Below are 14,060 nucleotides of genomic sequence, written 5' to 3'. Positions count from 1 at the left end.
CGTAATAAATTTTTTGAAGAAACAAGTAGCCACCATTAAAAGAGCGTTGTTTTTCTTTGGCAATGAGCTTAGTGGGAGAGTATCGAACCATGACTTTGCTAGTTTCTTCTTTTTCCTTTTCATTGAGCTCTGCAATGTAGTTTTTAGCCCACGCATAAGGATCTTGTCCATTTAATTTTTCTCTGAGTTCAGCTTCGGTTCCAAGTTTCTCAACAATAACTGAAGAGTTGGATTGAGTTTTGCTGTTATAAACAGATTTTATTACATAAAGCGAAGCTGAATTTTTAGATTTGGTTACCTTGAGTCTCATTAAACAACACCTCCTATTATATACATTATAACACAGTGCGTTAAAGTGCGCTATACAAAAATGAAAAAAACACAAAAAAAATAAGCCTTTTCAAGCTTTTAAAATGGTTTTGAAATGTTCAACTGTCAAACTCCCGGGAGTTAATATTCCTTAAGAATTTAGTCGATTTGTGACACATAACTTATTTTCTTATTCTATAATTTATAATATAATGTAAACAATAATGCTAATAGTAACTAGGATGGTGACTAATTTGATCAACGAATTTAACAGGATAAAAACTATAGTATATAACTTAGAAAAAAACATTGATTCCAATGGAAAAATGCGCTTAATAGAAGAATTAATCGAACAAGCAGAAGCCTATAAAAAGCAATTAATTGAAACAACTAATACAAAGCAGCTTCAAAGTAATGGATTGGACATAAAAATCGAAAAAATAACAGAAGAAACTTTTTTATTCAAGTCAGTAATGGTGAAAAATGTATATGATGGCGATTACCTAGAAAGGTTTTCTATGATAAGAACATCAGACTTAAAAACATCTAATGTCTTTGAAGTTCATAATAAATTCTGGGAGGCTCATGAGGTATATGGAGGTAATATTTTTGCAACTATACCGTTGGCATTAATAAATGATACTCAATCCAGTAGTTTGCAACGTCTAAATTGGGATAAGGTTAAAGTTGATGTATATGAAGTAAAAGGAGAAATTGAAATTAGTAATAGAGGAAAAATTATTAGCACTATTGAAAAGATGTTTGATCACTATATATTAGTTAGAGAAGTATATGGTAATATTCTAATGATATTGCATTATAAATTATAATTATAAAACTAGATAGTAAGAACTATGAGTTTAGAGCGAGAAACTTCTAAACCGTCCCCTTAGGGACGGTTATAGTTATTTTCTTAATTCTTCTTCATTATATATACATGCGCTCCACTGATCAGTTCTTCTTTCAAATAAAGTGTGATCAAAGTTTTTACAGTCTTCTGTTGAATATGGGCATCGTGGTCCAAATCTACAGCCTTCCGGAAGATGAATCTGATCAGGAACTTCATCCTCTATAATAATACTTTGTCGCTTATAATCTGGGTCAGCCACTGGTACCGATGATAAAAGGACCTTAGTATATGGATGCTGTGGATTGTCTATTACATCCTTTACATTACCAATTTCTACTATTTTACCTAAATACATAATGGCAATACGATCACATAAATATTTAATGGTAGATAAATCATGGGATACATAAAGCATAGTTAGACCCATTTTTTTTCGTAAATTTTTAAGCAGATTTAGTATATCTGCTCTAATGGAAACATCCAGCATCGAAACTGGCTCATCGGCAACTAAAAATTTCGGCTCCAAAACAATTCCTCGTGCTATTGCCACACGCTGTCTCTGTCCTCCACTTAATTCATGTGGGTATCTAGTTATATAATGCTCTGCAGGCTTCAATTCAGCAATTTCCAGGGCTTTTATAACCCGATCATATATATCCTGTCTATTCTTAACCCCATGTATTTTTAAAGGCTCTGCTATTGTATCGAATATGTTAAACCTTGGGTTCAAAGTTTCATATGGATCCTGAAATATCATCTGAACCTCTTTTCTGAATTTTTTCTCTTCAATTTTAGAATTTGCTTTGAAAACATGACCATCAAATATTATATTGCCATCGCTTGGTTCTTGTAGTCGCACCAATATCTCGCCAGTGGTTGTTTTACCAGAGCCACTTTCACCTGCCAAGCCTAGTATTTCTCCCTTTTTAATAATGAGGCTAATATCATCTATAGCCTTTACATATTTTTTTTCTTTAGAAAATATATCCTTTATTCCATTATTAACCAGATAGTACTTTTTAAGATTTTCTATTTGAATAAGAGGCATTGTATCCATTAAGCACCCTCCTCTTTTTCTTGTATTATTCGGCTTCTAACGGCTTCCCATGTCTCTCGTAGCTCAGCTGCTTCTGTAAAGGCCTCATGCTTATCTATATAATGGCAGGCCACCAGATGATCTTCTCCTGCCTCTCTAAGAACAGGCATTTCACTTTGACATAGAGTTGTTCTAAATGGACATCTTTCTACAAACCTACAGCCTGATAAATTTTTCATTAAATTTGGTGGTGTTCCTGGAATTGAAATTAGTTCCTCTCCTATATCCAAAATACTTGGAAATGCATTCTTTAACCCTAGTGAGTAGGGATGAAGGGGCTTTTTAAAAAATATTTTTGTACTTGCCTTTTCCATTATTTTACCACCATACATAACAATTATTGTGTCACAAATTTCTGATACAACAGAAATATCATGGGTGATAAAAATCATTGAGCTATTCATTTGTTTTTGTATAGATAAAATCTCTCTTAATATCCTATCTTGAACAACAACATCTAAAGCGGTAGTTGGTTCATCTGCAATTATTAAGTCTGGGTTTAAGGAGAGTGCCATAGCAATTATGGCTCGCTGCTTCATTCCTCCACTCATTTGGTGCGGGTAGCTTTTTAGTCGCTTTCCCTCTAGACCTATAATACTAAAGACTTCCTCTGCCCTTTTAGCCGCCTCTTTTTTGGACATATTGGTATGTGCCAGAATACCTTCTATAATCTGGTCACCTACTGTATAAACTGGATTCAATGAATTCATAGCACTCTGGGATACCATTGCGATTTTTAAATGTCTTATTCTTCTAATTTCTTCCTTGCTCTTTTTTACTAGATCTTCTCCTTTAAAAATAATTTCACCCTTACTAATACTTCCATTCTTGGGTAATAGTTTCATAATAGATTTTGCTAAGGTTGTTTTACCGCAGCCACTTTCACCAACGAATCCAACACTTTCGCCTTGTCTTAATGTAAAGGAGACATCACTTATAGCCTTAAGGGTTCCTTCTTGAGTTTTATAATCAATATCTAAATTTTTCACCTCTAATAATAGCATTTTTATCTCCTCCGCAGTCTAGGATCAACAACTTCTTCCAGTGCACGGGTAATGAAAAATATCGATAGTAATAATAAGACTATTGCCAGACCTGGAGTAGCAGTCCACCACCATGCACTTCTTGAGTTTCCAGTTACAAAGTTAATATGCAGAATTTGCCCCCAACTGGGTTTTTGAGGGTCACCAAAGCCTAAAAAGGCTATACTTGCTTCGGCCATAATAGCGAAGTTCACCATAAATGCCATTTCCAGTAATATAAGGGGTATTACATTTGGTAGAATATATTTAACCATTATTCTGCTATGACTGGCACCTGCAACCTTAGCTGCCTTTATAAAGGGTCTCTTGGCAATAGACAGTACTTGAGACCTCACAAGTCTAGCAACAGTCCTCCATGACAATAAAGACACAGCCAATATAATATTCCAAATACTTGGTTTTAATACGGCAGATAATATAATAACAAAGGGTATAAAGGGTATGGCATAGAAAAAATCAACGATTCTCATTAATACTGCATCCACTACACCACCTGAATAACCTGCAATTATTCCAACCGTTGCTCCAACAAGTGTAACCAGTAAAGCAGCAAGAATTCCAACGGTTAATGCAGTCTTTGTTCCCAATACAACTTGACTAAAAATATCTCTTCCTACATCGGTAGTTCCAAACCAGTGATCCTTTGAAGGCGCTTCAAGTCTTCTTATTTTTCCCTCTTCATTGTAATGTCTTTCCCTTGGTTCATAGGGAGCTATAAAATCAGCAAATATACCAACTCCAATAAAAAATATTAATAGTATAACGCCTATTAAAGCCAGCTTATCTCTTTTCAAATTATTTATAAAGACAGGAAAAAAACCTTGACTATTTTTTTTAGAAGTAAAGAAGCTTTTTATTGAAGTCGATACAACAGTTTTAGACATATTACTTCCCCTTTCTGCTGTAATTTTATTTATATGATATTCTAGGATCTAAAATAACATATAGGACATCTGCTACTAGGTTCATAAACATAACCAATGAAGCAATGATTATAAATGCACCCTGGGCTAGAGGATAATCATGTCTTACAACTGCCCTCTGTATTTCCCTGCCTAAGCCTGGCCAGCTGAAAACATATTCTATTAATACTAGACCACCCATGGCAGAGCCTATAAAGAGAGCACCGGCAGTTATTACTGGCAATAATGCATTCCGTGCAGCATGACGATACAATATTTTACTCTCCTTTAAGCCTTTTGCATGGGCCATTTCAATATAATCCTCTGATAAAACCTCAAGCATACTGTTCCTCATTATCAGTAAAGGAGTTGCTACAAAATATAATCCTGCAACAATAGATGGAAGAATTAAATGCTTAAGAAAGTCTAATGTAAGAAAAATCTCACGGAAGGTTTCACCTGTATACCCTGATGTTCTCATCCCTTGACCTGGAAACCATTTTAGTCTTACAGCAAATATAAGAATCATCATCAAGCCTACCCAAAAGGAAGGAGCAGATCTAAAAATTAGCGATATGGTTATACCAAATGACTCCAGCTTTGTTCCCCTTTTCCATGCCATCCATGCTCCCCCCAAGATACCAATGATATATGCAAAAAGCATTGCTGTAAACATTAGTATTAGAGTAGCTGGAATTAGATCTTTAATAATTACAGTAACAGGCCGTCCATAAAAGAAAGAATTTCCAAAATCTAGCCTTACTAAATCCTTTAAAAAAATTGTATACTGCTTCCATAAGCTATCGTTCAAACCATATCTTTCCAATAATTGATCTCTTGCCTCTTTAGGAATAGATGGATCTACAATAAAGGCTGTAGGGTCCCCCGGCATTGTTCTAAACAGGAAAAAAATCATTGTAGAAACAAGAAGTATCATTATTACCATAGTAAATATTCTTTTCATAATAAAACCTAACACTCATCCATCTCCCTTCTGCCTTAATGATATTAAGCATAAAAGTCGAAGAAAGATCGACTTTTATGCTTATATGAAGTTGGTTAAGAAAGTTGTTTACTCTTTAGGCATACGTAATTTACCATTACTATCCCAGGTAAAACCAGCTTCTTCTAATATTTCTTTAGCTCGCTCTGGATCATATGTATCATAAATGGGAACAGCTGGATTATACCAATATTCATTTGCAGCGTTTATTACTAATCCTCCACCACCACGAGATCCATATCCATTTAAGTGTACATCCAGTGCTAAATCGTAATCCACTAGATAAGACAATGCTATTCTAAAATCTTTATTATTAAATGGCTCTCTGTCTAGGTTAAATCCTATATAGAAGAAGCCTATATCCTGAGCTTCTGTCATTTCTAGATGATTATATTTACCACCATCATTATTCTTTATTAGGTCTATATGGGCAGGTACAAGATCATAGGAAACCATGTCTATATTGTGAAGCTCTAACGCTGTTAATACACCCTCTGGAGATGCGAATATGTTAAAAATATATCCATCAATTTTGATTTCTTCAAAATACTCTTTATTTGTTTTAACTACCAGCTCTTCACCTCTTCTAAAGTTCTCAAATATAAATGGACCACTACCAATAGGCTTTTCGTTTGCATATTCATTTGGATCATCTATATTTTCCCAAATATGCTTTGGAAGTATAGGAATCTGAGTTAATGTATTGGTAATAAATGGAGCATATGGATATTTAAGGCCAAATCTTACCGTGTTCTCATCGGTGATTTCTATTGAGTCTATGGGAGCTAAGAATGATGCAAAATATTCCACCTTCCTATCAATAAATAATTCATAGGTATATTTTACATCCTCTGCCGTTACCTGCACACCATCATGGAATTTCATATCATCCCTTAAGTGTATATCTATAGTTGTATCATTAACTACGTCCCAGCCTGTTGCTGCCCAAGGAATCGGTTCTATTTCAGGGCTTAAGCGTACTAATTTATCATATATAAGTCTTAAGTTTCTCCACTCGTACACACTCTTAGCTGCTAAAGGATTTAGTGTATCCAAATTAATATTACTTGCAACCCTTAGTATTTTATCTTCTGTTAATGGATTTATCCACATTGGAGTCCACTCATTAAAGAGCCCTTCACCTGGTATGTTTACAACATTGTCGAATCTTTCTTTATCGTAAACCTGTACATTTGCTCTTGAATATAGGGTGATATTAGGTACATCTTCAGCAAGAATTTGCTGTGCTTGAAAAACATACTCCCTACGCTTATTAATGTCCATTTCCTGTCTTTGAGCATCGGCAAGTGCATCAAATGCTGAGTTTCTGTATCTATTTGTATTATTTCCCCCTGGATCTGCATTGTCAGAATGGTTAATGGAATGAATAAACATATCTGGGTCTAGTCTCTCTACTCTACCTGACCAACCAATGGTATAGGCATCGTAATCTCCTTCTTCTCCGTATAATCTATCCAACAGTACTGCAAAATCAGTTGGCTCGGCCTTGATATCAACACCTAGTTTTTGCAGCTCCTCCACCAGCTCTTGAGCCATTTCGTAGTTAACCATGTTGGCCTCTGGTAAAGAACTTAGTATTGTTATAGATGGTACCAAGTCTCCCATTTCAACATCATTGTCTGGGCCAACAACCTCCTTCCCCCCACAAGCAGTAATCAGTAATACAATTACTAAGAAAATACTTAATGTAACTCGTTTAATCATTTTATTTCCCCCTTTTTACTTTGTTTGAATTTTCTAAATGTTATAATAAATACTATGCTAAGTCAATAAAACCAATCATTTTATATATGTAATACTTTTTTTTCCATTCTACCTAATAATTGCAATAAACATAGTAGACATGTTTTGTTAAAAAATTGTAACAATTAGTTACTGAATAATTTTGAATCAAAAAAAGCTCATCCCTTTATTTGTGGGAAGAGCTTTTTTTTAGCATTTCATAGAATACTTTTACTTCTATTCAGTTACACTTAAATCCATAAAGCAAAATTTATTAACGTCAAACAATCCTACATCTGTTAGTTTTATTTCTGGTATTACCGGCAGAGCAAGGAAGGAAAGTGTCATAAAGGGATCTATATCCTTATTAACCCCCAGCTGATTATAGGCTATATTTAGCATTTCATTAAGCTGTAAATTAACCTCCTCCATAGTTCCATCGGAAATCAATCCCCCTATAGGTAGTGGCAAGGTTCTTAAAACTTCTCCATTTGAGCAAATTGTAATACCTCCACCTACTCTTTCAACCTCATTGATGGCAAGAAGCATATCATCGTCATTATCTCCAATCACAATTAAATTATGGGAATCGTGGGCAATTGTCGAAGCTATGGCTCCACCCTTAAGCTTAAAGTCTTCTACCAGCCCAAGTCCAATATTTCCTGTAGCCTTATGTCTTTCTATTACCGCCATTTTTAGTATATCTAAGCTCTTGTGATATTTGAAGGCACCATTTTCTGTTTCTACCTTCCGAACTGCCTTCTCTGTAACAAGGCTATGGGGCAGTAGCTTAATCACATTAACTATATCTGACTTAACTTCTACCTGTAGGTCTTCCTTGTTTATTTCCTTCATCCGAACAGTGTCTATAACACTGGAATAATCGGAGGAAGTTACCTTAAATATTGCCTTCTTATTTTCAGCTACTAGCTTTCCTTCTTTAAACACCTTGTTTACTTGAAAATCCCTTAAATCATCTAAAACAATTATATCTGCAGAATATCCGGGTGCAATTGCTCCAACATTCTTTAACCCATAGCATTCAGCGGCATTAATTGTTGCCATTTGTATTGCAGTTATTGGGTCCACTCCCTGCTTAACGGCAAGTCTAAGGTTATTGTCTATATGACCACCGGATAATATATCATCGGGATGCTTATCATCGGTGCAAAATAGGCATCTTCTAGAGTTTTCTCTTGTTACTCCATGAACTAAAGCTTCAAGATTCCTCGCTGCCGAGCCTTCTCTTATTAAAATGTATAGTCCTAATTCTAGCCTGTTTTTCATCTCCTCTAGGGTAGAGCATTCATGCTCTGTTCTTACTCCTGCTGCCACGTAAGCATTTAATTCTTTGTCTTCTATATTAGGTCCATGGCCGTCAATTTTCTTTTCACCAGCTGTGATTATTTTATCAAGAATGCTGTCATCCGACGAAATTACACCGGGGTAATCCATCAGTTCTCCTAACCCTAAAACTCTTTTATTATTTATCAGCTTTGCTAATTCTTTAGCATCCAATACTGCCCCTGAGTTTTCAAACGAAGTTGCAGGTACACAGGAGGGTAGCATAATGTAAATATTCAGTGGTAGCCCTTCACTGGCCTGTAAAATAAACTCTATTCCCTTTATTCCACAAACATTGGCTATTTCATGGGGATCAGCAATGATTGTTGTTGTACCCCGGGGGACTATTGCCCGGGCAAACTGTCCTGGAGTAACCATGGAGGATTCTATGTGTACATGGCCATCAATTAAGCCAGGTGCAATATATCTTCCCTGAATATCAATTTCTTCTAGCCCTTCATAGGAGCCTATTCCTACAATTTCTCCCTGGTCTATAGCTACATCCCCGTCAATTATTTCATGGGAAAAACATTTACTATCTTTGCATTTTTTAAAACCAATTGAGCCTTTTCTCTTCCAGCTGCAACATCGATTCTTCTTTTTATCCTTTCCTTCATAACCCTTCTACGCACCCCTCTCTTTTTCCCTTAGAGCCTTTAAAAGCTTTTCTGGAGTAACTGGTACTTCAGTCATCCGTACTCCTACTGCATTATATATTGCATTTAGTATTGCTGGTGCTACGGCAATCAATACAGGCTCTCCTATTCCCTTTGCACCATACGGTCCTGTTGATTCAGGGTCCTCTACAATAATTTTATCTATATCTGGCATATCTAAAGCTGTCGGTATTAAATAACTGGTGAATCTATCGTGCTTTATTTTTCCATTTTCAACATTTAGGTCCTCCATGATGGCATAGCCAAGCCCCATTGAAAAGCCTCCATCTATTTGACCTTCAATAAGCTTAGGATTAATTGCTCTTCCTACATCTTGACCACAGGCAGCACGTAGAACCTCCACAATACCTGTTGAAGTATCTACCTCCACCTCAACACCATAGACTGAAAAGGTATAGGGATAATACGGATTTCCTTGACCAGTCTCTACATCCATCTCGGTTGTGGAGGCAGTAAATATACCATCCTTACGAATAACCTTATCGCCTTTAATGTCAGCTATTTTTTTGAGATATTCTTGAATATTTGTAGTATTTACATTTAGCTCCTCAGAAGCTACATTCATGATTTCTCTTTTTAATTCTTCTGCTGCTAATTTTATAGCATTACCTGTATTATATGTCTGTCTACTGGCGGCGGCTGTTCCCGCATCGGGTGTAATACTGGTATCTTCACAAATAAATGTGATTTTACTAAAATCAATTCCTAAGGCTTCCGCTGCTATTTGACTAAGGATTGTTTTAGCTCCCTGTCCAACCTCAGTAGCACCTACATATATATATACATTTCCATCCTTTCCTAGCTCTGCTATAGCTCTAGAAATATCAGGAAAGCCATTTCCATATCCTGTTCCATAAAAGGTGCTGGCGTAACCAATTCCGCGCTTTTTCATGCTATACACCTCCTTGGGTTGTCTGTTTAAGGGATTTTTCAACCGCTTCAATACATTCCACCAGTGGTATACTCTCTTCAAGAATCTGACCCGTTGCAGTAGTTGAGCCCTTCCTAAAACAATTTATTAAACGAAATTCTATCGGGTTTATATTTAGCTTTTCTGCCAGCATATCCATTTGCTGCTCATGGGCAATTGGTACTTGAGTTGCCCCAAAGCCCCTCATGGCACCTGCAAATGGATTATTAGTATATACAGCATAGCTATCCACCTTAACGTTGGGTATTTCATATGGGCCTGTGGCATGTACTCCTGATTTTCTTAATATATTAATTGCCCAGGATGCATATGCTCCTGTATCACCTACTATTGTTGCCTCCATAGCCAAAAGCTTTCCTTCTTTATTGGCCCCAGTTTTATACTTCATAATTAAAGGGTGTCTTTTGGAATGAGCAACAAAGGATTCTTGTCTGGAATAAATGGTTTTAACTGGCCTACCAGTCAGCTTTGTAGCTAAGGCCAAATGAATCTGCATTGTTATGTCCTCCCGACCACCAAAGGCTCCTCCAACTGCAGGATTAATAACTCTAACCTTTTCTAAAGGTACCTCCAATGCTTCTGCTATTTCTAGCTGATCAAAATGTGGATACTGTGTGGCAGCACATACAACAAATGTTTCATTTTCTTGATAGGCTAAGCCTGCCTCAGGTTGTAAAAAAGCATGGTCCACCATTGAGGTTTTATATTCCTCCTCTATTATTACATCACACTGCTGAAAGGCCTTATCTACATCTCCCTTTCTCAGCTGATATTTATATACTATATTGCTTTTGTCATGAACCTTTGGAGCATTATCCTGCATAGCTTCAATAGGATCAAAAACTGCATCTAAATCTTCATAAAAAACCTCTATTTCCTCCAATGCCTTGGTGGCTATTTTATCAGATGTTGCAACAACAAATGCAAGGGGGTCTCCAATGGACCTAACCTTAGTGGAGGAAAATACTTCATGATCTTTAAATAATACACCATAATGATTATGGGGGACATCCTTATAGGTTAAAATTTTTATTACACCTTCCATTTTTTCTGCCTTACTAATATTCAGACGAATATTAGCATGGGGTTTAATAGATCGAAGGGTTTTTCCGTATAGCATATTATCCATATATAAATCCTGTGGATAGGTAGCTTTACCCCTTAACTTTGCTAATCCATCAACTCGAATTACACTTTGACCAACTACCTCTAGTTTCATTTTTCTTCCCCCTCCTCCTTAAGATATTGGGAAGCCTTATCAATTGCGTCAACTATTTTATTATATCCAGTACATCTACATAGGTTGCCAGAAATACCTTCTCTTATTTCCTTTCTAGATGGTGAAGGCTTTTTATCTAATAATGCCTTGGCTGAAAGGACCATTCCTGGAATACAGAAGCCACATTGAACAGCACCTTCATCTAAAAAGGCCTTCTGAATAGGATGTAGCTTATCTCCCTTATCTAATCCTTCAATTGTGATTATCTCGCTACCATCTGCTTGAAAGGCCAATACCATACAGGAATTTACTGTAACTCCATCCATAATAACTGTACAGGCTCCGCACTCACCTTCACCGCAGCCTTCCTTTGTACCGGTTAAGTGTAGCTGGTCTCTTAATAAGTCTAAAAGCCTCATATCTTTCTCTATTTCAACATTATATTCTTTTCCGTTGATCTTTAATGATATTTTTTTCATATTAGGTCTCCCTTCCGATGGCTACAGTTTTCAATTGCTTTGGTGAGGGCCACAGTAAATACCCCATCAACTGCTTCCCTCTTAAACTCAGCACTAGAACGACCCTGGAGTCGACTATTCACTTCATCCTTTAAAAGACCTCCACCTATTCGAATAGTATCATCAGTTAAAGCTCTACCTTTGAAATAATCCTCTACAGCTTTTTCTCGTAAGCCATATCTACCTAGGGATCCATTTGCAATTCTCATTTCATTACATTTAGAATCCTCAGATACTTCTAAATATACTGCAGTACATATTCTTGAGATAGCTAAGGCCTTTCTTAGTCCAAGTTTATTAAAGCCCAAGCCTTGCCCTTTATTTAACTTCTTGAATTTCACCTTTGTTAGGATTTCATTTGAGCTTAAAGCCACCTTACCTTTATCTCTCAAAAAGTCTTCCAATTTAACTTCTCTTATTTGATCTGTGCTCTGTATTATCAATAATGAATCCAACGCCAATAGTGGTGGAATAAAATCTGCTGCTGGAGATGCGTTGCAAATATTACCTCCTATTGTTGCAGCATTTCGTATTTGTGGTGATCCTACTGAAGCGGCAGCATCTATTAATCCTTGATATCTTCCTTGCAGTATTGCTGCTTCAGTGATATTAGTGAAGGTAGTACCTGCTCCAATTTCTATCCATTCATCTATTTCATTAATTTCCTTAATTTCGCCTATTGATGAAACATCAATTATAACAGGAGCCGGCTCTTTGCCCTCTCTAATACTAATAATTAAATCTGTTCCCCCTGCAATTATCTTTGAGGCTTCTTGATAATGGTCTAGAAGTTTAATTGCTTCTTCAATAGCTTTGGGCTTGAAAACTTCTTTAATTTCCATGGATTATCATTCCTCCTTATAAGAAAAGGAAGCTAGGCTTCCTTTTCTTATTTTTTAACGTTAGCACGCTTTATTTGTTGACTTATCAATCTATTGGCATCCTTCATTATTTCCTTCTCATTTAAAGTTAAAAGTTGCCTGTTCTGCATAACAATATTACCATCAATTATTGTAGTGTCAACATCCGATGCTTGTGCTGCATACACTAATCGGGATACTACATCTACCTCATCACTTGGATAGCAATGTAGCTTATCTAGGTTTACTATAACAACATCTGCCTTCTTTCCTTCTTCGATGCTTCCAATTTTGTCTGCTAATCCCATTGCCTTTGCCCCGCCTATAGTTGCCAATTCAAATACCTGTTGAGCTGGCATAACTGTGGGACTTAATAGCCTAGCCTTTTGTATAAGGGCTGCACTTTTCATCTCTTGGAATACATCCATATTATTATTACAAGGAGCTCCATCTGCAGCTATAGATACTACTGCCCCCATCTCCAGTAGCTCTGGTATTTTTGCTATCCCAGATGCTAGCTTTAAATTTGAGTTTGGACAATGGGAAATTCTTGTTCCTGTTTCTGCTAATAGCTTCATTTCTTCTTCATCCAACCAAATACAATGGGCAAGAATTAGCTTTTCTCCTGTAAGGCCTAGCTTATGAAGGTAGACAACATTTCTCATTCCTCTATCTTTTTGTACTAATTCTATTTCTCCTCTATTTTCAGAGGCATGGGTATGAACCATAACACCATACTCTCTACTTAAGTCTCTAACCTTAACAAGTAATTCTTCTGTACATGAAACAACGAATCGAGGAGCAAATGCATAGTTAATCCTATTATTGCTTTTTCCATGCCATTTCTTTAATAGTCTAATACTCTCTTTAATTGATTCTTCTGTATCCTCCATTAGTGTTGCTGGTACTCCAACACCATAATCCATCATGCATTTCCCTGCGTGGGCTCTAAGTCCACTCTCATCAATTGCCTCAAATATTGAGTCGGTATGATTAACAGTACCCATATCAATAATTGATGTTGTACCACCCTTTATTAATTCTGAAATTCCTAATTTAGCCGACACATAATTGGACTCTGATGTATGAGAGCCCTCCAACGGCCAAACTCTTTCCTTTAACCAGTCTAATAACTCTAAGTCATCTGCTTGACCCCTATATAAAGTTTGAGTTAGATGAATATGAGTTTGAATAAGTCCAGGTATAACAACTTTACCATCGGCGTTAATTACTTCTGCATCCTCTACCACTATAGTAGGAGCAATCTTTTCGATTTTATCTCCCTCTATAAGGATGTCACCTTTGATTATCTCTCTTTTTTCATTCATGGTAACAATTATCGCATTTTTGATTAGTTTTTTCATAGAATGCCCTCCCTCGGTAATCTACCCTGTGCTTATGAGCACCTATCAAGTATAGCTAACGCTATACTTCAGACTGTTGAAAAACTCCCATCTTCTTTGTTGCTGCAAAAACCCAGCACCCTTACGTATTACCTATACGCTGCGTTCGCCGGCTTTTATTGTGCCTCGAATATATAAGTTTTTTAACAATCTAAATATTGT

General features: G+C 36.4%; 12 protein-coding genes and 1 pseudogene. 1 reads left to right on the top strand and 12 read right to left on the bottom strand.

What is annotated here, in order from left to right; genetic code table 11:
* Positions 1 to 310 (bottom strand): annotated as a pseudogene (locus tag BLP68_RS18540) (IS1634 family transposase); the annotation flags it as partial.
* A 253-nt stretch (positions 311 to 563) separates the two neighbouring features.
* Here BLP68_RS18540 and BLP68_RS18535 point away from each other — a divergent pair.
* Entirely contained in the window at positions 564 to 1,139 is a 576-nt protein-coding gene (locus tag BLP68_RS18535; RefSeq protein WP_242877035.1) for a hypothetical protein, read from the top strand.
* A 75-nt stretch (positions 1,140 to 1,214) separates the two neighbouring features.
* On the opposite strand, the gene BLP68_RS18530 is transcribed toward BLP68_RS18535, so the two are convergent.
* From BLP68_RS18530 to BLP68_RS18480, 11 genes are all read right to left on the bottom strand, one after another.
* Positions 1,215 to 2,216, bottom strand: a complete 1,002-nt coding sequence (locus tag BLP68_RS18530) for an ABC transporter ATP-binding protein (RefSeq protein ID WP_091546869.1) — start codon at positions 2,214 to 2,216, stop codon at positions 1,215 to 1,217.
* Positions 2,216 to 3,259 (bottom strand): ABC transporter ATP-binding protein, encoded by a 1,044-nt coding sequence (locus BLP68_RS18525; RefSeq protein WP_091546868.1) that lies wholly within the window; start codon positions 3,257 to 3,259, stop codon positions 2,216 to 2,218. Before BLP68_RS18525 ends, BLP68_RS18530 begins: the two co-directional genes overlap by 1 nt.
* 2 nt (positions 3,260 to 3,261) lie before the next feature.
* On the bottom strand, positions 3,262 to 4,182 hold the full coding sequence (locus BLP68_RS18520; protein ID WP_091546865.1) for an ABC transporter permease: 921 nt from the start codon (positions 4,180 to 4,182) through the stop codon (positions 3,262 to 3,264).
* A gap of 25 nt (positions 4,183 to 4,207) precedes the next feature.
* Positions 4,208 to 5,179: an ABC transporter permease gene (locus tag BLP68_RS18515; RefSeq protein WP_176759105.1), complete on the bottom strand. Its 972-nt coding sequence runs from the start codon at positions 5,177 to 5,179 to the stop codon at positions 4,208 to 4,210.
* Between the two features lie 93 nt (positions 5,180 to 5,272).
* Positions 5,273 to 6,928 (bottom strand): ABC transporter substrate-binding protein, encoded by a 1,656-nt coding sequence (locus BLP68_RS18510; RefSeq protein ID WP_091546863.1) that lies wholly within the window; start codon positions 6,926 to 6,928, stop codon positions 5,273 to 5,275.
* A gap of 255 nt (positions 6,929 to 7,183) precedes the next feature.
* A complete protein-coding gene (gene ade, locus BLP68_RS18505) occupies positions 7,184 to 8,761 on the bottom strand; it encodes an adenine deaminase (RefSeq protein ID WP_330389234.1) in 1,578 nt (525 codons plus the stop codon).
* Between the two features lie 153 nt (positions 8,762 to 8,914).
* On the bottom strand, positions 8,915 to 9,859 hold the full coding sequence (locus tag BLP68_RS22360) for a xanthine dehydrogenase family protein molybdopterin-binding subunit (RefSeq protein WP_330389232.1): 945 nt from the start codon (positions 9,857 to 9,859) through the stop codon (positions 8,915 to 8,917).
* A 1-nt stretch (position 9,860) separates the two neighbouring features.
* The gene (locus BLP68_RS22355; protein WP_091546861.1) at positions 9,861 to 11,117 is read right to left on the bottom strand and encodes a xanthine dehydrogenase family protein molybdopterin-binding subunit; all 1,257 of its coding nucleotides are present in this window, start codon (positions 11,115 to 11,117) and stop codon (positions 9,861 to 9,863) included.
* Positions 11,114 to 11,596, bottom strand: coding sequence for a (2Fe-2S)-binding protein (locus BLP68_RS18490; protein ID WP_091546858.1), 483 nt, complete (start codon positions 11,594 to 11,596; stop codon positions 11,114 to 11,116). The genes BLP68_RS22355 and BLP68_RS18490 overlap by 4 nt, the downstream gene beginning before the upstream one ends.
* Positions 11,593 to 12,477 carry an FAD binding domain-containing protein gene (locus tag BLP68_RS18485; RefSeq protein ID WP_091546856.1) on the bottom strand — a complete coding sequence of 295 codons (885 nt, stop codon included), beginning with the start codon at positions 12,475 to 12,477 and terminating at the stop codon, positions 11,593 to 11,595. The genes BLP68_RS18490 and BLP68_RS18485 overlap by 4 nt, the downstream gene beginning before the upstream one ends.
* Positions 12,478 to 12,524: 47 nt before the next feature.
* Positions 12,525 to 13,859 (bottom strand): 5'-deoxyadenosine deaminase, encoded by a 1,335-nt coding sequence (locus tag BLP68_RS18480; RefSeq protein ID WP_091546853.1) that lies wholly within the window; start codon positions 13,857 to 13,859, stop codon positions 12,525 to 12,527.
* Between the last annotated feature and the right edge of the window lie 201 nt (positions 13,860 to 14,060).

This window comes from Alkaliphilus peptidifermentans DSM 18978 (genome assembly GCF_900101495.1).
In the GTDB taxonomy this organism is placed as follows: Bacteria; Bacillota; Clostridia; order Peptostreptococcales; family Natronincolaceae; genus Alkaliphilus_C; species Alkaliphilus_C peptidifermentans.
The sequence above is the reverse complement of the archived record's forward strand: the minus strand, read 5'-3'. Positions and strand labels throughout refer to the sequence as shown.

Excerpts from the sequence above, each read along its gene's own strand:
- BLP68_RS18530 (WP_091546869.1), bottom strand. The coding sequence starts at position 2,216 with ATGGATACAATGCCTCTTATTCAAATAGAAAATCTTAAAAAGTACTAT.
- BLP68_RS18525 (WP_091546868.1), bottom strand. The coding sequence starts at position 3,259 with ATGCTATTATTAGAGGTGAAAAATTTAGATATTGATTATAAAACTCAA.
- BLP68_RS18520 (WP_091546865.1), bottom strand. The coding sequence starts at position 4,182 with ATGTCTAAAACTGTTGTATCGACTTCAATAAAAAGCTTCTTTACTTCT.
- BLP68_RS18510 (WP_091546863.1), bottom strand. The coding sequence starts at position 6,928 with ATGATTAAACGAGTTACATTAAGTATTTTCTTAGTAATTGTATTACTG.
- BLP68_RS22360 (WP_330389232.1), bottom strand. The coding sequence starts at position 9,859 with ATGAAAAAGCGCGGAATTGGTTACGCCAGCACCTTTTATGGAACAGGA.
- BLP68_RS22355 (WP_091546861.1), bottom strand. The coding sequence starts at position 11,117 with ATGAAACTAGAGGTAGTTGGTCAAAGTGTAATTCGAGTTGATGGATTA.
- BLP68_RS18490 (WP_091546858.1), bottom strand. The coding sequence starts at position 11,596 with ATGAAAAAAATATCATTAAAGATCAACGGAAAAGAATATAATGTTGAA.
- BLP68_RS18485 (WP_091546856.1), bottom strand. The coding sequence starts at position 12,477 with ATGGAAATTAAAGAAGTTTTCAAGCCCAAAGCTATTGAAGAAGCAATT.
- BLP68_RS18480 (WP_091546853.1), bottom strand. The coding sequence starts at position 13,859 with ATGAAAAAACTAATCAAAAATGCGATAATTGTTACCATGAATGAAAAA.